The 20816-nt window shown below is 40.7% G+C and carries 15 protein-coding genes; 12 read left to right on the forward strand and 3 right to left on the reverse strand.

Annotated features, from left to right (window positions below):
* Positions 1-56: 56 nt before the first annotated feature.
* The 7 genes from G4P54_RS18405 to G4P54_RS18435 all read left to right on the forward strand — a co-directional run bounded on the left by G4P54_RS18405 (position 57) and on the right by G4P54_RS18435 (position 9379).
* Positions 57-2327 carry a bifunctional glycosyltransferase/CDP-glycerol:glycerophosphate glycerophosphotransferase gene (locus G4P54_RS18405; RefSeq protein WP_167873466.1) on the forward strand — a complete coding sequence of 757 codons (2271 nt, stop codon included), beginning with the start codon at positions 57-59 and terminating at the stop codon, positions 2325-2327.
* A gap of 233 nt (positions 2328-2560) precedes the next feature.
* On the forward strand, positions 2561-3334 hold the full coding sequence (locus G4P54_RS18410) for a WecB/TagA/CpsF family glycosyltransferase (RefSeq protein WP_167873467.1): 774 nt from the start codon (positions 2561-2563) through the stop codon (positions 3332-3334).
* 9 nt (positions 3335-3343) lie between these two features.
* Positions 3344-4504 carry a CDP-glycerol glycerophosphotransferase family protein gene (locus tag G4P54_RS18415; RefSeq protein WP_167873468.1) on the forward strand — a complete coding sequence of 387 codons (1161 nt, stop codon included), beginning with the start codon at positions 3344-3346 and terminating at the stop codon, positions 4502-4504.
* 88 nt (positions 4505-4592) lie between these two features.
* Positions 4593-5306 (forward strand): IspD/TarI family cytidylyltransferase, encoded by a 714-nt coding sequence (locus G4P54_RS18420; protein ID WP_024714247.1) that lies wholly within the window; start codon positions 4593-4595, stop codon positions 5304-5306.
* Positions 5303-6328, forward strand: coding sequence for a ribitol-5-phosphate dehydrogenase (locus G4P54_RS18425; protein ID WP_024714248.1), 1026 nt, complete (start codon positions 5303-5305; stop codon positions 6326-6328). Before G4P54_RS18420 ends, G4P54_RS18425 begins: the two co-directional genes overlap by 4 nt.
* A gap of 3 nt (positions 6329-6331) precedes the next feature.
* Entirely contained in the window at positions 6332-7501 is a 1170-nt protein-coding gene (locus G4P54_RS18430; protein WP_167873469.1) for a CDP-glycerol glycerophosphotransferase family protein, read from the forward strand.
* A gap of 18 nt (positions 7502-7519) precedes the next feature.
* Positions 7520-9379, forward strand: coding sequence for a CDP-glycerol glycerophosphotransferase family protein (locus G4P54_RS18435; RefSeq protein WP_024714250.1), 1860 nt, complete (start codon positions 7520-7522; stop codon positions 9377-9379).
* A 38-nt stretch (positions 9380-9417) separates the two neighbouring features.
* Here G4P54_RS18435 and G4P54_RS18440 read toward each other — a convergent pair whose 3' ends face one another.
* Complete coding sequence (locus tag G4P54_RS18440; protein ID WP_167873470.1) at positions 9418-12060, reverse strand: N-acetylglucosaminidase; 2643 nt, start codon at positions 12058-12060, stop codon at positions 9418-9420.
* Positions 12061-12189: 129 nt separating this feature from the next.
* The gene (gene manA, locus G4P54_RS18445; protein ID WP_167873471.1) at positions 12190-13140 is read right to left on the reverse strand and encodes a mannose-6-phosphate isomerase, class I; all 951 of its coding nucleotides are present in this window, start codon (positions 13138-13140) and stop codon (positions 12190-12192) included.
* A 263-nt stretch (positions 13141-13403) separates the two neighbouring features.
* On the opposite strand from manA, the gene gerBA reads away from it, so the two are divergent.
* Genes gerBA through gerBC form a run of 3 tightly spaced genes read left to right on the forward strand, consistent with a single transcriptional unit; the run spans position 13404 to position 17089 of the window.
* Positions 13404-14855 carry a spore germination protein GerBA gene (gene gerBA / locus G4P54_RS18450; protein ID WP_167873472.1) on the forward strand — a complete coding sequence of 484 codons (1452 nt, stop codon included), beginning with the start codon at positions 13404-13406 and terminating at the stop codon, positions 14853-14855.
* Positions 14856-14861: 6 nt separating this feature from the next.
* Positions 14862-15968: a spore germination protein GerBB gene (gene gerBB, locus G4P54_RS18455; RefSeq protein ID WP_167873473.1), complete on the forward strand. Its 1107-nt coding sequence runs from the start codon at positions 14862-14864 to the stop codon at positions 15966-15968.
* Positions 15965-17089, forward strand: a complete 1125-nt coding sequence (gerBC, locus tag G4P54_RS18460; RefSeq protein ID WP_167873474.1) for a spore germination protein GerBC — start codon at positions 15965-15967, stop codon at positions 17087-17089. The genes gerBB and gerBC overlap by 4 nt, the downstream gene beginning before the upstream one ends.
* A gap of 36 nt (positions 17090-17125) precedes the next feature.
* On the opposite strand, the gene G4P54_RS18465 is transcribed toward gerBC, so the two are convergent.
* Complete coding sequence (locus tag G4P54_RS18465) at positions 17126-18499, reverse strand: sugar porter family MFS transporter (RefSeq protein WP_167873475.1); 1374 nt, start codon at positions 18497-18499, stop codon at positions 17126-17128.
* 315 nt (positions 18500-18814) lie between these two features.
* Here G4P54_RS18465 and tagT point away from each other — a divergent pair, with 315 nt between their 5' ends.
* Positions 18815-19783 carry a polyisoprenyl-teichoic acid--peptidoglycan teichoic acid transferase TagT gene (gene tagT, locus G4P54_RS18470; RefSeq protein WP_167873476.1) on the forward strand — a complete coding sequence of 323 codons (969 nt, stop codon included), beginning with the start codon at positions 18815-18817 and terminating at the stop codon, positions 19781-19783.
* A 152-nt stretch (positions 19784-19935) separates the two neighbouring features.
* On the forward strand, positions 19936-20796 hold the full coding sequence (ywtE, locus tag G4P54_RS18475; protein WP_167873477.1) for a 5-amino-6-(5-phospho-D-ribitylamino)uracil phosphatase YwtE: 861 nt from the start codon (positions 19936-19938) through the stop codon (positions 20794-20796).
* The last annotated feature ends 20 nt before the right edge of the window (positions 20797-20816 follow it).

Below are 20816 nucleotides of genomic sequence, written 5' to 3' on the forward strand. Positions count from 1 at the left end.
TCATGTATACTTTTAAAATGTTCATTTTAACTTTCTTTTACTAAAGGAGATTTATTTTGGAAAAAAGCAAAAAAAGATATGAAATAAGTGTCATTATACCTATATATAACGTAGGTGATATACTCATTGAAACTCTTAATAGCCTTTCAAATCAAACTTTTAAAAATGTTGAATATATATTGGTTGATGATGGCTCGACTGACAACAGCCCTGCTCTAATGAGAAACTTTGCAAAACAGCAAGATCATGTGCGAATAATATCCCAAACAAATAAAGGGCCGGCTGCAGCACGGAATAGAGGTTTAGAAAACGCGAAGGGTAAATATATATGTTTTGTTGATTCAGATGACATTTTACCCCCTGATTCTCTAGAAATCTTATATAATTGCGCGAAAAAGTATGATTGTGATTTGGTAACAGGTGCATCTAAAAGATTTAATTCAAAAAAAGAATGGTATATAAAATCACATGTTAAACACAATTTGATGAAATCAGGCCATAAGACGATAGACAAAAATCCTGAACTCTTTTACTCTATTGGACCTTGTGCCAAATTGTACAAAAGATCGTTATTAGAGGGGATCTTCTTTCCTGAGAATCTTCGCTTCGGAGAGGACCAGCCAGTTGTCCTTCACGCTTACTTAAACGCGAAAAATATTTATACAATAAACCAAGTAGTATATTTGTATAGGCTTAGGGAAGGAAATAGCGCTTCTCTCACTCAAGAGATTAACCAAAAACCTATTGAAATTCTTGATAGTCTGCTTAGAATGATAAGCATTACTGAAGAAATTTTCAGTAAATATAAAAAAACTTCTGTATTTTTGAAATCAAAATATTTTGAACGCGTCTTATCTTATGAGGTTTGGAGCGCAGTTAACGGGGCATTATTGACAAAGGACTCTTCAATCCAGAAAAATGCTTTTAATATGCTAAATAGCTGGCTAGAAAAACTGGATGCTGCTTTAGTTGAAAAATTACTACCCACGCTTAATCACGTTTTTATTGATCTTTTGACAAAAAGGGCAATACTAATCAAAGTTAATGCTAAAAAAGAATACTTTACATTAATGGGCACTTTATTAACAAAAATAAATCTTGATCAAATAAATATGACAACAATTAAAAACTATAAATCAATAGATTACAGTATAAAAACTAACTCTTTATTTAGTGTTTATAAAAACTCTTTATGCAGCTTACTCAAAAAACACATAAATAAAAAAAGAATAAAAAACTTTTTATTAAAACGAATTATTTATACACTTTCAAACATCTTACCAAGAGCGAAAACATTGGTTCTTGCTACTAATAACAGCGAGGTTTTACAAGGGAATTTATTAGCTATATATAAAGAAGTAACAGAGTTTTATCCTGATAAAAAGGTAAGTGTTTTTCTAAAAAAAGATCGTAATTTTGTGGAATTAATCTACCTATATTATAAAATTGGACGTTCAAGATGGATATTCATAGATGATTATTATCATCAATTATACGGCTTAAAGGCCAATAAAAATTCAGAGATCGTACAAACTTGGCATGCTGGCGGAGCATTTAAACGATTTGGATTTAGCGCTTTGAGCTATAGAGAATCAAACAGTTACGATTTCGAGAAAAAAGCACATTCTTTTTATACAAAAATTCTGGTTAGCTCTCCCAATGTAATAAAAGAATATTCTGAAGCGTTTAATGCCGATGAAAATAAAATAATACCATTAGGCATTCCACGAACTGATTTTTTTTACAGTAGATCCTTTAAAACTACAGCTGCTGAAAATTTTCACAAAAAATACCCAGAATTAAAGAAAAAAAAACTAATATTATATGCACCAACATTCAGAGGTAATGTAGCTCAAAGACAAAAGTTTAACCTTAAACTCGATTTAGATTATCTTCAAGAACATTTAGATGAAGAATATACTATCCTTTTAAAGCTTCACCCTAGCACTAAAGATACTATTTCTGATATGGACTCCTATAAGTTTATTTTAGATATGTCTCATGAGGATATTAATGTTCTTATGATTGTTTCTTATCTTATGATTACAGATTATTCATCAGTGATTTTTGAATATAGCATCCTTCGTAAACCTATAATTTTTTTCGCTTATGATTTAGAAGATTACCTATCTGAAAGAGGGTTTTACTTTGATTACAAATCTAATGTTCCAGGACCAATAGCAAAAAACACTGCAGAACTTACTGGAATTATAAATCAAAACAAATTTGATTTGCAAAAAGTCTCGAATTTCTGCAATTACTATATTGAGGGAAACCAGGGCGCCACTACAAAAAGAGTTTTAGATGAGATTTTTCAAGAACATTAAGCATAAAATTTCTTTTCTTCCCCTTGAAACCATTCTCATTTAACATACGTCTTATTTACATTATTAACACTAAATTTATATCCTCAACTGTACTAGCTTTATATTTTGCTTTGTAACAGTTATGTAAATGTTTCATAAAGTTTTTGTGTTATGATATAGACGATGTTGTATCCAACGCCAAAGGCTTTAAAGTAACGAAAAATACCTTAATTACATCAAAAGGAGGGGACCCAATGCAAACCAAAAGTATTAATCACTTAGATTTTGTTAATAGTGATCTCCCGTCCTTCTTGTCTCATCTTGAAAATTCATATATAGACAAAAGTAAAGGAGCGTTTATCGTAACCGCAAACCCTGAAATCGGCTATGCTGCAATGTGTGATCCAAGTTATAAGCAAGTTATTTCTTCAGCAGATTTTATTCTGCCTGACGGCATTGGTGTGGTTATGGTTTCTAGATTAATAAATAAAAAACTGCAGTCCAGAATTGCAGGTTATGATCTATTTATCAGCTTGCTGCAACAAGCTGATAAAAAACACAAACGTGTTTATTTTTATGGTGCATCTGATGAAGTGGTGAAGGCTACAGTAGATGGGGTTTCCCAGAAATATCCGAATGTAGTGATAGCAGGTCACTCTAATGGGTATATTCAAGATAAAAAGAAAATTGCTCTTGATATCGCAAAAACAAAACCTGATATGGTTTTTGTAGCGCTTGGGTTTCCAAACCAAGAAAATTTCATTTCTCAATATCAGCATTTATTTCCTAAAGCAGTTTGTGTAGGTCTTGGGGGAAGCTTTGATGTTTTCAGCGGAAAAGTTAAAAGAGCCCCAAATTTTTTCATTAAATTGAATCTTGAATGGTTCTATCGTATTTTGACAAATCCGTCTCGTTTGAAACGAGCGCTTAGTATTCCGAAATATGTACTGGCGGTTTTTAAGCATGAACGTTTATTCAACAAACCTGATTATTCAAACCAAATTAAAGATGAAACAAGTAATTTGTAGGGTAAGATAATGGGAAAAGTTCGTTTATATTTAATGTCTACCTTCGCTTTTTTTTATTACTTGTTTATTCAACTAACCGGAAAATTGTTGTTCTGGGTTAAACCTAAACAGAGAGTCACGTTACTGGTTTCTTTTCCGGATAACAGCAGAGAAATTATAAAGGAATATATTAAACATCAATATCATTTTGAACTTAGATTAGTATTAACTCGCCATGCAGTTAACTTAGATAAGGAATTCCCTGCTGTGCCGTGCTTTAAATTAAAAGAAACATCTCCAATTGGTTTAATCGTTGCTATTTATTACTTACTATCCAGTAAAACTGTCATAACAGATAACTATTTTGTGGCAACTACGGTGCTGACAAACAAAAAAAACATTGAATGCATACAAGTATGGCATGCAAATGGTGCTTTTAAAAAATTTGGACTGCAAGATATAACTATAAAAAACAGAAACAAGTCTGACATCGAACGTTTTAAAAAAGTTTATAATTCTTTTAACAAAATTGTTGTTGGTTCTGAAAAAATGGCCGACATTTTCTCTAAATCTTTCGGCCTTACACATGACTGTTTTTTAAGATTTGGAGTTCCTTTAACTGATCAATATTTCAGGTCATTAAAAGAAAACAATATATATAAAACCCGATTTAAAAACAAAAAAATAATTTTATATGCGCCTACATTCCGAGATAATGATTTTGGCTCAGTTTCTCTTCCCTTTTCTGAGGAAGAACTTAAAATTGACTTAAAAGGTAATTATGTATTGCTGGTTAAACTTCATCCAGTAATGCGAGAACGGGCCAACTTTCCAGAAAGTAATTGGATAATTGACGTTTCTCACGAAAATTTGCCACAATTAATTCGAGAAAGTGATTTGTTAATATCTGATTATTCTTCGGTACCTTTTGAATTTGCTTTGCTGGCCAAACCCATTTTGTTTTATACGTATGATTTAGAGGCTTACGATGAAACGCGAGGATTGATTGATAATTATACAGGGATTATTCCCGGTGTGCCGTGCAGTAATTCAAAAATGCTCCTGAACCAGCTGAAAGATATGGACAAGCTGCAGTCTGAAGTGGAGCGATTTTCACGTGAGTGGAATCTGTACTCCAGAGGGAATGCCAGTAAACAGCTTTTAAGCTATATAAACGAGAAATCAAACTGATCTTTATATATAATAGAGATCAGTATTGCAAATAATATGAAAACCCTTTATAAAACATTATGAGTTGTAGTAAGGAAGGAGTCATTTTATGATTTATGCTGAGATTCTAGCCGGTGGAAAAGGTTCCCGCATGGGAAATGTTAATATGCCAAAACAGTTTTTGCCGTTAAATAAACGCCCTATTATCATCCATACGGTTGAAAAGTTTTTGTTAAATGACCGTTTCGATAAAATTTTAATCGTTTCACCTAAAGAATGGATTAACCATACAAAAGACATTTTGAAGAAATTCATCGGGCATAATGATCGCCTGGTTGTTGTTGAAGGAGGCAGCGACCGTAATGAATCCATTATGAGCGGCATCCGCTATATTGAAAAAGAATTTGGCATCCAGGATGATGACGTGATTATCACTCATGATTCTGTGCGTCCGTTTCTGACTCATCGTATTATCGACGAAAACATTGATGCTGTTCTTCAATATGGCGCGGTCGATACTGTGATTTCAGCCATTGATACAATTATAGCTTCGGAAGACCAGGAATTTATTTCTGATATTCCTGTCCGCGATAACATGTATCAGGGGCAAACACCGCAAAGCTTCCGGATCAGCAAATTGGTCGAGCTTTATAATAAACTGTCCGATGAACAAAAAGCTGTTTTGACTGACGCCTGCAAGATCTGTTCGTTAGCAGGTGAAAAAGTGAAGCTTGTCCGCGGTGAAGTCTTTAATATTAAAGTAACGACACCATATGACTTAAAAGTGGCTAACGCCATTTTACAGGAGCGAATTTCACAATGATTAATCAAACGTATCGTTTAGTTTCTGCCCGACAATTTGAAGTGACCTATAAAGATAAAGTTGTCCATTCAGATAAGGTCGTCGTCCGGCCTACCCATTTATCGATCTGCGCTGCCGACCAGCGTTATTATACTGGCTCACGCGGCAAAGAAGCGATGGATAAAAAACTGCCGATGGCTCTGATCCATGAAGGAATCGGGAAAGTCATGTTTGATCCGACAGGCACATTTAAAGTCGGCACCCAGGTTGTGATGGTGCCAAATACACCGGTTGAAAAGCATGAAGTCATTGCGGAGAATTACCTGCGTTCCAGCAGATTCCGTTCAAGCGGCTATGATGGATTTATGCAGGATTATATGTTCATGGCGCCGGACCGGCTCGTTGAACTTCCGGACAGCATTAACCCGCATGTCGCAGCCTTTACTGAGCTTATTACGATTGCAGTTCACGCGCTTTCCCGCTTTGAACGCATGGCGCACAAAAAACGCGACACATTCGGTGTCTGGGGAGACGGAAATCTCGGATTTATCATGACGCTTCTCCTGAAGAAGAAATATCCGGACAGCAAAGTATTTATCTTCGGGAAAACACCTTACAAGCTTGATCATTTTTCTTTTGTTGATGCAGCTTATCAAATTAACGATATTCCTGAGGATGTCCGAATCGATCATGCCTTTGAATGTGTAGGCGGACGCGGCAGTGAAAGCGCAATTGATCAAATCATTGCCCATGTTCATCCTGAAGCGTGTGTAGCACTCTTAGGCGTATCTGAATACCCTGTTGAAATTGAAACGAGAATGGTGCTTGAAAAAGGGATTACGCTGATCGGCAGCAGCCGCAGCGGACGTGAGGATTTTGCCCGTACTGTGGACTTTTTAGCTCAATACCCTGAAGTCGTTGATTATTTAGAAACATTAGTAGGCGGACGCTTCCCAGTACGCAGTATTGAGGAAATTACAAACGCGTTTGAAGCAGATTTGACTTCATCTTGGGGAAAAACTGTTATCGAATGGGAAATTTAAACAGTGAAAACATTCCTTACACGAATCGTAAAAGGAGTATTCGGCACTGCTTATAAACTATTGAGCGCTTTATTACCAGTACAGCACAACAAAGTTGTCATAGCTTCCTATCGTGAGGATCATTTAAGTGATAATTTTAAAGGTGTTTATGAAAAGCTGAAGCAAGATCCGTCTCTTCGCATCACCCTGCTTTTCCGCAAGATGGATAAAGGGCTGATCGGACGAGCTGCATATCTGCTTCATCTTTTCAGCTCGTTATATCACCTTGCCACATGCCGTGTGCTTTTGTTGGATGATTATTATTTTCCTTTGTATGTTGTGCCAAAACGAAAGGAAACTGTCGCTATCCAGCTTTGGCATGCTTGCGGCGCATTTAAAAAGTTCGGTTATAGCATTGTGAACAAGCCATTCGGCCCTTCTTCTGATTATTTGAAGATTGTTCCCGTGCATTCTAACTATGATTATGCCGTTGTCAGCGCACCCGCTGCCGTACCGCATTTTGCTGAAGCTTTTCAAATGGAGCAAAAGCAGATTTTGCCGCTCGGAGTTCCACGGACGGATTATTTTTATGATCAGGAACATATACACACTGTATTAGATGAATTCCATCGGGCTTATCCCGAACTTAAGCATAAGAAAAAACTTTTGTATGCTCCTACTTTTCGAGGCAGCGGACATCATCAAGAGGGTGACGCTACCCCGCTTGATCTGCTACAATTAAAATCGGCGCTAAACCAGAAAGATTATGTCGTGATGCTTCATCTTCATCCGTATATGCGCAAGCATGTGCACACGGAAGAGGATGATTTTGTGCTGGATTTAACCGAAGCGTACTCTTTGTACGATTTGATGGCAATCTCCGATGGGCTGATAACCGATTATTCTTCAGTCATTTTTGAATACAGCCTGCTAAAACGTCCGATGTATTTTTACTGCCCGGATTTAGAAGACTACTTGGAAGAACGAGATTTCTACTATCCGTTTGAATCATTCGTACCCGGCCCGATTTCTAGAGATGTTGCGTCTCTTGTGCATGATATCGAGAGTGACCACGAGGCTGATACAAAGCGGATTGAAGCTTTTTCACAGACGTTTATTATCCATCAAGACGGCAAATCTTCAGAGCGGGTAACCGATTTTATTTCATCATTTTTAACATCTGGTGCCGATTAGGAGAAAGTGAGGTACAAAGTGAAGCTGGCCAGAAAGATTAAGAACAGACTTTTCAGATCAAAAAAGAAAACGAAAACAGAAAATGAAGCTGTCATTGTCCATCCGGCAGACAACAGGGTTTTTTCTCTTTTTGATAAAACGAAGCGAATTGAAGAAAACCAGCAAGTCCCTGTCAGAAAAATTTCTGAGTTTTCTTGGAATGGATCAATACTTAAAATTGCAGGTTACATGTATATCAAAGGCCTGCCGCTTCAAAAAGAGGATCAAGTTCGAAAACGTTTATTGTTGGTAAATAACGGTGTTTTATTCACAGCTATTTCATTGCGGGATGTTCCTGTAGATAAGCTGTCAATCGATACTTCTAATGTGCCTGGGAACTATAAGTGGGCAGGATTTTCACAGCAAATTAACTTTTCTAAGCTGATAAATGACAAACCTCTTCCGCAGGGCGAGTATAAGTTGTTTCTCGAAATTGAAGCTGTAGATGACCAAAATGTAAAGCACCAGGAAGTGCATACGGTCGGGAACGTCAGCAATTTCCTCTCTAATGATGTGTATGCCACAAAGATGGAATTTCATTCGGCTAAAAAGCTGATGAAGTTCAATTTGATTGTTAACTATGATGAGGGCGAAAAGACCATTAACCTGTCTTGCAACAAGCTGCAGGAAATTGATCCGAGCCTTTTGGAGCTGGATACTGGAAAAGAAGCAAATCGCTTTTTACGCAAGCTGAATACGAGCTTGTTCCATTTTGCATATGATGTATTCCGCCTGCTGCCGATTAAGTCCAATAAGATCGTCTTTGCTTCTGACAGCCGGCTTGATATGACAGGAAACTTTGAATTTGTTTACGAAGAACTGCTGAAGCGCGAAGAAAATTTCGATTTCAAATTTTTCTTAAAAAGCAGCATTCGAGACAGAAAAAGCCTGTCTGAACTGATGTCTATGGCCTATCATTTCGCGACAAGCAAAATTATTTTTATTGATGATTTTTATCCGATTATTTATCCGTTAAAAATCCGTAAAAATGCTGACCTTGTCCAGCTGTGGCATGCTGTCGGCGCCTTTAAAACATTCGGCTACAGCCGAATCGGGCTGCCTGGAGGACCGTCGCCGCATTCGAAAAACCATAGAAACTACACGAAGGTTATTGTCAGCTCTGAAAATATCAGAAAGCACTATGCAGAGGGCTTCGGTGTAGACATAGAAAATGTCATCGCAACCGGTGTACCGCGAACTGACTTTTTCTTTGATGAAGCTAAGAAGGCATTTGTGAAAGAACGTCTCTATACGGAATATCCGTTCCTTAAGGACAAGAAGGTTATTCTTTTTGCACCTACCTTCCGCGGAAACGGTCAGCAATCAGCTCATTATCCTTTTGAAGTGCTTGATTTTGACCGGCTGTATCGTGAGCTAAAGGATGAATATATCTTCTTATTTAAGATTCATCCATTCGTACGTAACGATGCCAATATTCCTTATCAGTACAGCGATTTCTTTTATGATTTCTCTTCATTCAGGGAAATTAATGAGCTATTGCTAGTAACAGATGTTCTGATTACTGATTACTCTTCGGTATGTTTTGAGTATGCATTATTAAATAAACCGATGATCTTCTTCAGCTATGATGTAGATGATTATATTCGCAAACGTGATTTCTATTACGATTACTTCGACTTTATTCCTGGTCCGCTTGCGAAAACGTCTGAGCAAATGATTTCGATCATTAAGGAAGAGAAGTATAACTTTGAGCAAATTGATTCATTTGTTCACTATTTCTTCGATGATCTTGACGGAAAATCGAGTGAACGTGTGGTTGATCAGATCGTCTTCCCTCAGGAAGAGGAGCCGCTAGAAGATAAAGTCCTTAATAGATAAATCAAAAACACCTTTTGCGGCTGCAAAAGGTGTTTTTTTTATTGATATTCCGGAACATCAAAGTAAAGCGTATAACCGTCCAGCAAGGAATACAGGCTGTACATGCGGTTTACTTGTTTGTATGCCCAGCCGATGTCTGTTGCGTATTGGTGTGCAGCTGTGGCTGACCATCTCATTTTGTACAGGGTGTCCTGATTGTAGGCTGTGTTGTGTATATAAGATGAGCCTATAAATTTGGCACCGCCGATAATAGCCGCTTCTGGTGTGAACCAGCCTTGCTCATACGCGTATTTTGCGCCGTATTCATTCGGGTTGCTGTCGTAGGCGCCGATTCCGTACATGTTATATACGGTTTTTCCGTTATAGGTTAAGCCATTGGCTAAATCGGATGTCCCGTTGCCTGTTTCAAGGAGAGCGTGCGAGATTAAATACAGCTCGTTGATGCCGTATTGATTGGCGGCATCGATAAATGCCTTCGCTTTCCCCGTCAGGATGCCTTTGCCAGTAAGCACTTTCTGATTGACTTCAGTTGCGCTTAGTCCGGCTGTCTGTGACAGCTTGAGGAATTGGAAATAGTATTTGCTGTCTCTGGAAAAGTTATTCGGGTCCACGTATTGAACCACTTCATCACTGCTTGCGTTTCGCCATCCCAAGTTGATTTTGGCCCAGCCGTTTGTCTGACTGATGATTTTCACCTTATCGCCCTTTTTAAATTGGCCGATCACGTTTGTCTGACTGACTGCCGGTGTTGACCGGATATTTAGTACATCAGCTGTAACAGTTGACGTTGCTGTATTAATATAAGTGAGCGAGACGTAAGCCGCTCCGTCTGTTTGCGGGCTGACTGTCATTTGTTTTTGGACCATATCACGAAGCGAGAGATTGTAATTTGTTTTCATGATTTGCGGGCCGTTTTTGATTTTCACGATAGATGATGTCCATCCGTATAATTGTTTTAGCTTCGTTGATGCTGCAGCAGCTGCATCATTGCCTGTAAACTGTTCGTTTAAGCTGATTTTGTAAAGCGTATTGCTTTTCGTTGTGTAGCTTGGGCTTAAACTTTGCGCTTTTAGATACGTTAAACCATTGTTCAATGCGGTTTTACTGTTTAGCTGAGCTGTCACGATTTTGTATTGTGTATAAGCCGTTTCGCTTGTTTTTGCCGTTGTGCCGGCGGCATTGTTTTGTTTAAAAAATGCTAAAACGCGGTCAATATCTTCTTGGCTGATAATAGACTCAGTCACGATTTTATAGCTGCTTGCTGCGGTCTGACCGGTTTTCTGGCTTGCTGCTGATATGTGATTCGACTGAAAAAATGTGAGTGCCTGATTGACTTTCGCTGTATCAAGCAGAGATTCAGTTGTGATTTTAAACGTAGCAGCTTTTTGTTTTTTGACTGTTTTTGCAGATGCACTCAGCTGATTTTTCTTTAATACGTTCAAGCCCTTTGTGACTTTTGCTTGATCCGATGTTTCTTCTGAGATGAGCTGGTATTGGTTTTCTGCAGTTGTTCCAGCTGCGGCTTTCGTTGCCTTGACTTTCTTCTGAGCAAAGAAGGCTGCGGCTTTATTTGCTTGCTGCTCTCCTACAATCTTTGCTGTCGTCATTTGATAGGCTGTAGATGTTGTCGATTTTTTGACGCTTGATGATGTGTAATGCCACTTTTTCTTTTTAAAGAAAGTATCTACCTTTTGCAGCTGCTGTTTCGTTAATCCCTTCATATTCACGGTATATGAAGCGCTTTTTCCAACTTGTTGATAACTGCCGGATATGCCGGTGTTTTTCTTGATTTGGCTGATGGCATCCTTTACTGTATTCAGCCCTTTGAAATAAGCTGATTGGACATTGTATGACTCCGCTGTTGCTGTTTGATTGATTGACTTGTAGCTTCCTGTGATACCGGTGCTTTGTTTCAGCTGATTTAATAGATTCTTGGCATTCGCTTCACCTGAAATCGGAGCTGTTGTGAACGTATAGTAAGCTTGGCCTTTGACCGTTTCTTTTAATGATGCCTTCAGGCCCGATTCCTTTTGAAATGCGCTTTTGATCTGCTCAGCTTTTTTGTCTCCCATGATAGTGCCTGACTGAATGGTTGTGACAGAAACTGTGTGTGTGATGGGCTGATACGTGCTTTTAATCCCCGTTTGCTTAGCCAGGCCCTGAATAAGCGTTTTGACTTTTGTCTCATCAGCGATTTCTGATGTCGAAACGGTTACATAGGACTGCGCTGTACCGGAAGCTTTTACAGTGCCAGCCACTCCCGTCTCCTGCTTAAGCTTGGCCAGGATTGTGTTTGCCTGTTTATCTCCGGAAATGGCACCTGAGGTGATGGTGACATACGGCTGTTTGCCGCCGACAGGGCTTGACGTGCCAGTAATCGTCGTCTGTTTGGTAAGCCCGCTCAGGATTGCTTTCGCTTCTGCTTCGTTTTGTATGCCGGCAGCAGAAATTTGGTAGGTCGTTGTTGTTCCTGAAGCTTGGTAGGAAGCATCCCAACCAGTGTCCTTTTCCAGTTTGGCGACAGCCTGCGAGGCTTGGCTTTCTGTGCTGAACGTTTTTGACGGCTCTACCTTATATATCGAGTAGTCCGTGTACGCCGCAGCCTGTGCAGAACCGGTTATGGCAAAAAAGGCAAGGGACGCGGCGGACAAAAGCATAGGTGCGATTAATCTCTTTTTCATTCCTTCTCCTCTTTCTTATTCAATGAGTATATAAATCTAGTCTATTTATCGGCACACGTATGCTTCATTTATAGGTGAATCCCTCCCATTTTTTAATAAAAAAAACTTAATCTCGACGTGAGATTAAGTTCAAATATGAGACACGATCAGTGCACAAGTTCCTTTTATTGTAAAGTCTGGCATTTGAGCTGGCAAAATAAAGTGATCACCTTTTTTAAGCGGGCATGTTTCGTCTTTATAGATCAGGAAACCGCTCCCTTCTATCATACTGCAAAGCAGAAAGGATTCATCCTGAGACATCTCAGCCTCGCCATTTATATCCCATTTATATACCGAAAAATATTCGCCTTGGACAAACGTTTTAATGGTTATTCCTTTTCTTGATTCCGTCGATTCGTCTATATATCCGTCCACGTGGGGAACCGTGGCCGCATTGACTGCTTTGGCGAAATGCAGCTCCCTCTGCCTGCCGTTGTCATCAATCCGGTCATAGTCATACACCCGGTATGTGGCATCTGAATTTTGCTGGGTCTCTAAAACAAGTGCCCCTTTGCACAATGCGTGCAGCGTACCGCTCGGCACATAATAGAAATCACCCGGCCTAATCTTGATTCTTCGCAGCAGGCCTTCCCAGTCACCGCTGTTGATCATTGTGACAAGTTCGGTTTTTGAACGGGCCGTATGCCCGTAGATAATCTCCGCATTTTTCTTACAGTCGATAATGTACCAGCATTCCGTCTTTCCGAGTTCCCCCTCTTCATTTTCTCCGGCGTAATAATCATCAGGGTGAACTTTAATCGACATATCTTCCTTCACGTCCAGCAGCTTTGTCAGAAGCGGAAACCGTTCCCCTTCCACGCCGCCGAATACTTCCCGGTGTTCTTCCCAAAGCTCAATCAGTGTCTTCCCTTTATACGGGCCATTCGCCACAGTGCTCGGCCCTTTTGGATGAGCGGAAATGGCCCAGCATTCCCCCGTTTTTTCTGAAGGAATATCGTATCCAAATCTATCTCGCAAAGCGGTGCCGCCCCAGATTTTTTCTTTAAACACAGACGTTAGAAAAATCGGTGATTGCGTCATGATCCGTCCCCTCCCCTGTAAATAACTGATCATTATTTTCCCGGTGCGTCCGCCTTACAAACGCCCGTATAAGCTGTCTTTTTTCTATGACAACGTATGTACAAAGCATCATCTTTTGATTACCCCTTTAAAGAAAACGCTTACTTTATATTATATCACGTCGAAAAGAAGCTTTGTTTCAGGCTTTTCCTTGATAAGAATAATTCTCCTTTTTTGATACAAATTAATAAAAACCGTCAATCTGTTTACAAAGGAGAGAAACTATGCAAATCGACTCTGATCTCCAGAACAACTTAGACACACTGAAAAAATCATTGGGACAAAACGACGACATGATGTTTTACACATTTGCTTTCGGAGACAGCAGACAGAAAGCGTGTTTACTGTATATTGACGGTCTGACAGAGAATAAAATGCTGGCGCAGTATGTCATTTCTCCTTTACAAAGAGAAGCGTTAGCCCATAAGGAACATTTGATTGAAGACTTATCCGCCTTTTTTTTCGGTTTTCATCACAATGTTGTCTCTACCATCAAAGAAATAGAGCAGCTCGTTTTTACCGGGCACGCCGTTTTACTTGCTGATGGCTATCGCGGAGGATTGGCTTTTGATACGAAGTCAGTACAGACGCGCACGCTTGAAGAACCCTCCTCCGAAGTTGTGGAACGCGGGGCGAAAATAGGCTTTATTGAAAAACTGCGGACGAATACAGCGCTTTTGCGTGAACGGACGGGTGATCCTAATCTTGTTATAAAGGAAATGACAATCGGAAAACGGACAAAAAAGAAAATCGCTGTCGCTTATATTCAGGATATCGCCCCAGATTATGTCGTCAAGGAAGTGTTAAAAAGGCTAAAATCAGTCAAAATAGATGATTTGCCGGAATCAGGCACACTTGAACAGCTGATTGAAGATGAACCATTCTCGATTTTCCCCACGATATTAAGCACAGAACGCCCTGATCGTGTTGAAGGCGCTCTAATAGAAGGAAGAGTATCCATATTAGTAGATGGCACGCCGTTTGCTTTAGTTGTACCGGCTACGGTTGACGAATTTATGCATTCGCCTGATGATTACAGCCAACGCTGGATTCCAATCAGTCTTATCCGTTTACTTCGTTACTCTTGCATTCTGATCACCATCTATTTGCCGGGCCTGTATATTTCACTTGTTTCCTTCCACACCGGGCTGTTGCCTACCAGAATGGCCATTTCAATTGCAGGCAGCCGGCTGAATGTGCCCTTCCCGCCATTTGTGGAGGCCTTTATCATGATCTTTACGATTGAATTGATTCGGGAAGCAGGATTACGGCTGCCAAAGCCAATCGGCCAAACGATTGGCCTTATTGGAGGCGTTGTCATCGGACAGGCTGCTGTACAGGCGCAAATTGTCAGCGCGCTGATGGTCATTGTGGTTTCTGTTACAGCACTGGCATCCTTTACTGCTCCATCATACGCCTATAACTTTCCGCTGCGGATAATACGCATCGCAGCAATGTTAAGTGCAGCAGCACTTGGCATGTATGGCGTCATTATGGTTTTCCTGTTTGTTATCGGCCACTTAATGCGCCTGAAAAGCTTCGGGCAGGATTACATCATTCCGATCATGGCCCAGCCCGGACAGGATTTGAAGGATACCGTCATCCGTATTCCTACGATGTTCTTAAAAAGAAGACCGACGCGAAATGACCCTGAAGATAATATAAGACAAAGGTGATTAGCTATGAAAAAATCAGAGCATAAACTGACATTTATGCAGACGATGATAATGGTAAGCAGCACGCTGATCGGCGCCGGTGTCTTAACCCTTCCCCGATCAGCTGCTGAAACCGACAGTCCGAGCGGTTGGATTATGATATTGCTGCAGGGCGTTATTTTTATAATCATTACTCTGCTATTTTTGCCTTTCCTGCAAAGAAACAGCGGGAAAACGATTTATGAACTTAACAGCATAGCAGCCGGAAAGTTTATCGGATTTTTATTTAATTTATATATTTCTCTTTATTTTATCGGCATCGTTTGCTACCAGGCGCGGGTGCTGGGAGAAGTCGTTGGATTCTTCCTTTTAAAAAACACACCTATGGCATTGGTCGTGTTTATCTTTCTTGCGGTTGCCATTTACCATGTGGCTGGCGGCGTTTATCCGATCTCGAAGGTATATGCGTATATTTTCCCTGTAAGCCTGATTATTTTTATGACCCTGTTGATGTTCAGCTTTCGCCTGTTCAATCTTAATTATCTACGTCCGGTCTTTGAAGGAGGCTATCAAGGTTTTTTTTCCTTATTCCCTAAGACTTTGTTATATTTTTCCGGATTCGAGATCATTCTTTATCTCATTCCTTTTATGAGAAACCCAAAGCAAGTAAAAAAAGCGGTCGCTTTTGGGATTGCCATCTCAACGGTTTTTTACAGCATCACGTTGTTTGTTGTGATTGGCTGCATGACCGTGGCTGAAGCAAAAACAGTGACATGGCCGACCATCTCCCTTATTCATGCGCTTGAAATACAGGGGATTTTCATCGAACGCTTTGATTTGTTTTTACAGATTACTTGGACTGCCCAGCAATTCGTTTGTATGCTCGGATCATTTAAAGGCGCCCATCTTGGATTGACGAGCATTTTCAATCTGAAAAATAAAAATAATCCGTGGCTGCTGGCTTTGCTGCTGGCAGTTACATTTATACTTGCTTTATATCCTAAGGACTTGATCGATGTATTCCGTTACGGCACCCTTCTTGGATATGCCTTTTTAGGTGTCATTACAATTCCGTTTTTCATCATGCTTTTGAGCTGGGTGCAGAAAAAACTTGGGAGGAGTCAGCTGCAATGAAGATTGTGACAAAACTCATAGCCGTGTTTTTTATGCTGCAAATTCTCTGTGGCTGCTGGGATGTGAAATCAATTGAAAAGCTGTCCTTCGCCAGAGGCCTGGCCATCGATGAGACTGAAGGCCACAATTATAAATTAACGTATCAAAACCTGCTTCCCCAAAGCGAAGACAGCCAAACATCCGGAAAACCTGAATTTGTCAATGTGACATCCTACGGGAAAACGATTCTTGAAGCAGTCAGTGATGTAGCCATAAAAGACCCTCCCATTTATAGCGACCATTTAAAAGTGATTGTAGTTGGAGAAAAGCTAATGAGGGACCAAAACATTGATCAAGTCTTCAACCATTTTATAAGGGATGACGAATTAAGGAGAAGCAGTTATTTAATAGCAGCGAGGGGGAAAGCCGGTGATCTGTTTACGAAGGGAAGCCCTAATCAGCAGCAGCCTATGCCTGCTGAGAAGCTGATTGATATGACGACTCACAGCGGGTATAACGGGAAAATTATGATTCCCCTTCGCATCGGAAGAGCTTCGCTTTATTGCCAGAATCACTACAGCTTTCTCATTCAAGCCGTTAAAAACCAAAAGGGAAAAGCAAAGTATGACGGCGCAGGCATTATCAAAAAAGTCAGCAATAAGCTCATCGGATTTTTATCAGCTGATGAAACCCAGACACTGGCATGGACACTGGGGACGATCAAAGGCGGCGTAATGCCGACAAAAGATAAAGGACGTCCGATTACGTTTGAGATTAAGAAATCGAAAACGAAAATTAAGCCGGTGATCAAAAACGGAAAGCCAGTGTTTCATATTTCTGTTAAAACGAAAGGCGTCCTGTCAGAAGACCAAAACCCGAAAGAAAACTCCTTTAGCAAGAGCTATTTGAAGAGGCTGGAGAATATTTTTGAGAAAAAGCTTGAACGCGATGTAAAGAAGGTCATGGATAAACTGCAGCACGAGTATAAAACCGATCCGGTCTTTTTATCAGACCACATCCGGATTCAATACCCTGATTACTGGCATAAAGTACAAGGACATTGGGATGAATTGTTTTCTGAGGCCGATTTCACATACGATATTTCATTCAAAATTGTTAATTTCGGGACAGTCGGAAAGTGAGCAATCAAAAGGGTGCGCATGATCGCGCACCCTTTTTTATGTTCCGACAGTCTGCTGTTTTCCAGCCGCTCCTCCCTGTCCGTTTTTGTTTCGTAAATCCTGTTCAATTTCTTCAAGGCTTCTGCCCTTTGTCTCTGTCACTTTAAAGCAGACAAATAAGAACGCCATGATCCCGATCGCGGCGTAAATCAGAAATAAATAACTGATACCGATTGCTTCCATTAAGATTGGATAGGTTAGTGAAACAATCAAAGTGCCAACGTGCAGCATCAAGGTCGATACTCCGGTCCCGACTCCTCTTACATGGAGAGGGAACAATTCAGGAAGCATCACCCAGACAACCGGGCCCCAGCTGACCGCAAAGACAACGATAAACACGCCTAAGCAAATAACAGTCGTCCAAGACGCAGCCGGAGTGTTATCGAAAAAGAGATTCACCAGAGCGAGGACGATCAAGCTGATCACCATCCCGGCATTCCCGATTAACAATAACGGCTTTCTTCCGATCTTGTCGATAATTTTAATCGCTATTAATGTCATGAGAACATTGACAGTGCCGATTCCGACCGTTCCTAAAATGGAAGCGGAGTTTCCGAATCCGACGTTTGTAAAAGTCTTTGGCGCATAATAAATGATCGTATTCGTTCCGATAAATTGCTGCAAAAACGCCAGTCCCAAGCCGGCAATCAGCGCGGGACGCACCCAAGGGTCGAACAGCTCCTTCAGGCCGCCTTCATCCTGTTTTTCCGCTTCTTGAATATCATGTATTTCCTGATCAATATCTTTTGTGCCACGCAATTTTTCAAGAATCTTCTTCGCTTTGCCCTCTTCGCCGTTCGTGAACAGCCAGCGCGGGCTCTCCGGCATAAACAAAATCCCTATGAGCAAGAGCAGCGACGGCACAGCAGCCAATCCAAGCATCCAGCGCCACGCTTCTGCATCGGCAAATATGTAATTGACAATGTAGGAAAGAAGGATGCCGACCGTGATCATCAGCTGGTTCAGGGATGACAGCGCCCCGCGTTTCTGTTTTGGCGCCAGTTCAGATAAATAGAGCGGCACGATCGTCGTCGATGTTCCGACTGCCAGTCCCAACATGATGCGAAACAGCACCATGACTCCCGTATTCGGGGCGAGTGCCACACCTAAACCGCCAATACAAAACAGCAGCGCGGCCGCCATAATCGCTTTCTTTCTCCCGAAACGGTCAGTCAGCTTGCCAGCCGCTCCTGACCCAGCTATTGCCCCAACCAATAAGGAGCTGACAACAAGCCCTTCCGTAAACGCACTCAAGCCTAAGTCTTTTTTCATAAATAAAATAGCGCCGGAAATGACTCCGGTATCATAGCCATATAACGCGCCTCCAAGAGCGCCAAAAAAATAAAGCCATATATTTGACTGCTTTTTCATAAAAATGACTCCCTTTCTCCATCAGCTGTACTGACTGCGGAGTTTATTTAGAAATCTTTTAACCTCTTTTTCCGGCGATTAAACCTGCGATCATACATTTCCAATTATTCACTTGTATTTTTTTCAATGTCTCCGAAACGTTTTATCTTGTGCAGCGTCCAATATAAGGTGATTCAGCACATCATCGTTATCAATTTTCAAAAACAAGAACTTATAAATATAGGAATATTTATCGAAAAATGTCTTTCAAGGAGTTGCCCTATGGCAAAATGAATGGTACTCTTCAAATATTAAAGAAACGTGAGGTATTGATATATGGAAGAACGATCACAGCGAAGAAAGAACAAGAAAAGACTGAGAAAATGGGTGAAAGTCGTTGCCGGTTTGATGGCTTTTCTACTCATTGCGGCTGGCTCTGTCGGCGCCTATGCTTATGTAAAGCTGAACAATGCTTCTAAGGAAGCCCACGTCAACCTTGCGCGCGGAGAACAATCTGTAAAACGGATTAAAGAATTTGACCCAGGAAAAGACTCTTTCTCTGTATTGCTCTTAGGGATTGATGCCAGAGAGAAAAAAGGTGAAACTGTCGATCAGGCAAGAAGTGACGCGAATGTGCTGATTACATTTAATAGAAAAGAAAAAACAGCTAAAATGCTAAGCATCCCGCGTGATGCCTATGTAAACATTCCAGGCCATGGCTACGATAAATTCACGCATGCCCATGCCTACGGCGGCGTTGACTTGACTGTGAAAACAGTTGAGGAGATGCTGGATATCCCAGTCGATTATGTCGTAGAAAGCAATTTCACGGCTTTTGAGGACGTCGTAAATGAGCTGAATGGCGTCAAAGTAACGGTAAAAAGCGATAAAGTCATTCAGCAAATCAAAAAAGATACAAAAGGAAAAGTGATTCTTCAAAAAGGAACACATACGCTTGATGGAGAAGAAGCGCTCGCTTACGTGAGAACACGTAAAGCGGACAGTGACCTTTTACGCGGGCAAAGACAAATGGAAGTGCTGAGTGCCATTATTGATAAATCAAAATCGCTTAGCTCGATTCCGGCTTATGATGATATTGTGGACACGATGGGACAAAATCTGAAAATGAACTTATCTCTTAAAGATGCCATCGGCCTGTTCCCATTCATCACTTCATTGAAATCAGTTCAATCTGTTCAGCTGACAGGCTATGATTATGAACCTGCCGGCGTGTACTATTACAAATTAGATCAGCAAAAACTGCAGGAAGTCAAAAAAGAACTGCAAAATGATTTAGGTGTATAATGAACGGGATGGCGTAATCGCCATCCCGTTTTACATATTTCACTGTTGAAAATGTTCAAAGTTACGTTTAGCCTTGGTTTATATGGAAGTTTCGCGGGAAAGCGGAACATACTACACGAAGCAGCTTCATTTATAAGGAGGTCCCCCTACATATGAAATGTATTGCAATTGATTTAGACGGAACATTACTGAATAAAGAAAGTGTCATTTCCGCTGAGAACAGAGCGGCGATCAAGCGGGCCGTTGATGCCGGCATCCTCGTCACCATTTGCACAGGAAGAGCTACATTTGATGTAAAGGCGCTGCTGGATGACTTGGACATTCCTATCATTGCGGCAAATGGCGGAACGATCCACGACACGGGTTACCGTTTGATCAGCCGGACATTAATGGATCAGGAGGCCGGTAAAGCAATCGCTGATTACTTACTGTCAAAAAACGTTTACTTTGAGGTATATACAGATGACCATCTGCTTTCTCCTTTTGACGGCGAAGCAAAGCTGCATGCAGAGCTTGATATTCTAAAGAGCGCGAATCCAAATGAAAAAACGGATGAATTGTGGGAGGGAGCCATGACCCAGTTCAAGCAGTTTGGCATAAAGCCGGTCCCTCATATCGAATCGGTTTTTGACGGCAGTGAAAACATTTATAAGCTTCTTTGCTTCTCCTTTGATATGGACAAGCTGAAGCAAGCAAAGGAAGAGCTGAAGCATCATAAAAAACTGGCGCAAACCTCTTCCGGAAAGCATATTATCGAAATCCTGCCGGCCAATTCAGGAAAAGGACACGCGCTGACAAAGCTGGCTGACAAATATGGAATTGAAACGCAGGATATCTATGCGATTGGCGACAGTCCGAACGATTTGTCTATGTTTGAAGTCGCCGGACACCGGATCGCCATGGAAAATGCAATTGATGAATTAAAAGAAAAAAGCACCTTTGTTACAACAAGCAATGACGAAAATGGTGTAGCCTACTTTATTGACCAGCTTCTTTCCGGCAGATATGCATAAAGAAAAGACTCCAGAGATTC

The organism is Bacillus tequilensis (genome assembly GCF_012225885.1).
GTDB lineage: Bacteria > Bacillota > Bacilli > Bacillales > Bacillaceae > Bacillus > Bacillus tequilensis.

Coding starts and splice junctions, on each gene's coding strand:
- G4P54_RS18415 (WP_167873468.1), top strand. CDS start 3,344: ATGGGAAAAGTTCGTTTATATTTAATGTCTACCTTCGCTTTTTTTTAT.
- G4P54_RS18420 (WP_024714247.1), top strand. CDS start 4,593: ATGATTTATGCTGAGATTCTAGCCGGTGGAAAAGGTTCCCGCATGGGA.
- tagT (WP_167873476.1), top strand. CDS start 18,815: ATGGAAGAACGATCACAGCGAAGAAAGAACAAGAAAAGACTGAGAAAA.
- gerBB (WP_167873473.1), top strand. CDS start 14,862: ATGAAAAAATCAGAGCATAAACTGACATTTATGCAGACGATGATAATG.
- G4P54_RS18410 (WP_167873467.1), top strand. CDS start 2,561: ATGCAAACCAAAAGTATTAATCACTTAGATTTTGTTAATAGTGATCTC.
- G4P54_RS18465 (WP_167873475.1), bottom strand. CDS start 18,499: ATGAAAAAGCAGTCAAATATATGGCTTTATTTTTTTGGCGCTCTTGGA.
- ywtE (WP_167873477.1), top strand. CDS start 19,936: ATGAAATGTATTGCAATTGATTTAGACGGAACATTACTGAATAAAGAA.
- gerBA (WP_167873472.1), top strand. CDS start 13,404: ATGCAAATCGACTCTGATCTCCAGAACAACTTAGACACACTGAAAAAA.
- G4P54_RS18425 (WP_024714248.1), top strand. CDS start 5,303: ATGATTAATCAAACGTATCGTTTAGTTTCTGCCCGACAATTTGAAGTG.
- gerBC (WP_167873474.1), top strand. CDS start 15,965: ATGAAGATTGTGACAAAACTCATAGCCGTGTTTTTTATGCTGCAAATT.
- manA (WP_167873471.1), bottom strand. CDS start 13,140: ATGACGCAATCACCGATTTTTCTAACGTCTGTGTTTAAAGAAAAAATC.
- G4P54_RS18440 (WP_167873470.1), bottom strand. CDS start 12,060: ATGAAAAAGAGATTAATCGCACCTATGCTTTTGTCCGCCGCGTCCCTT.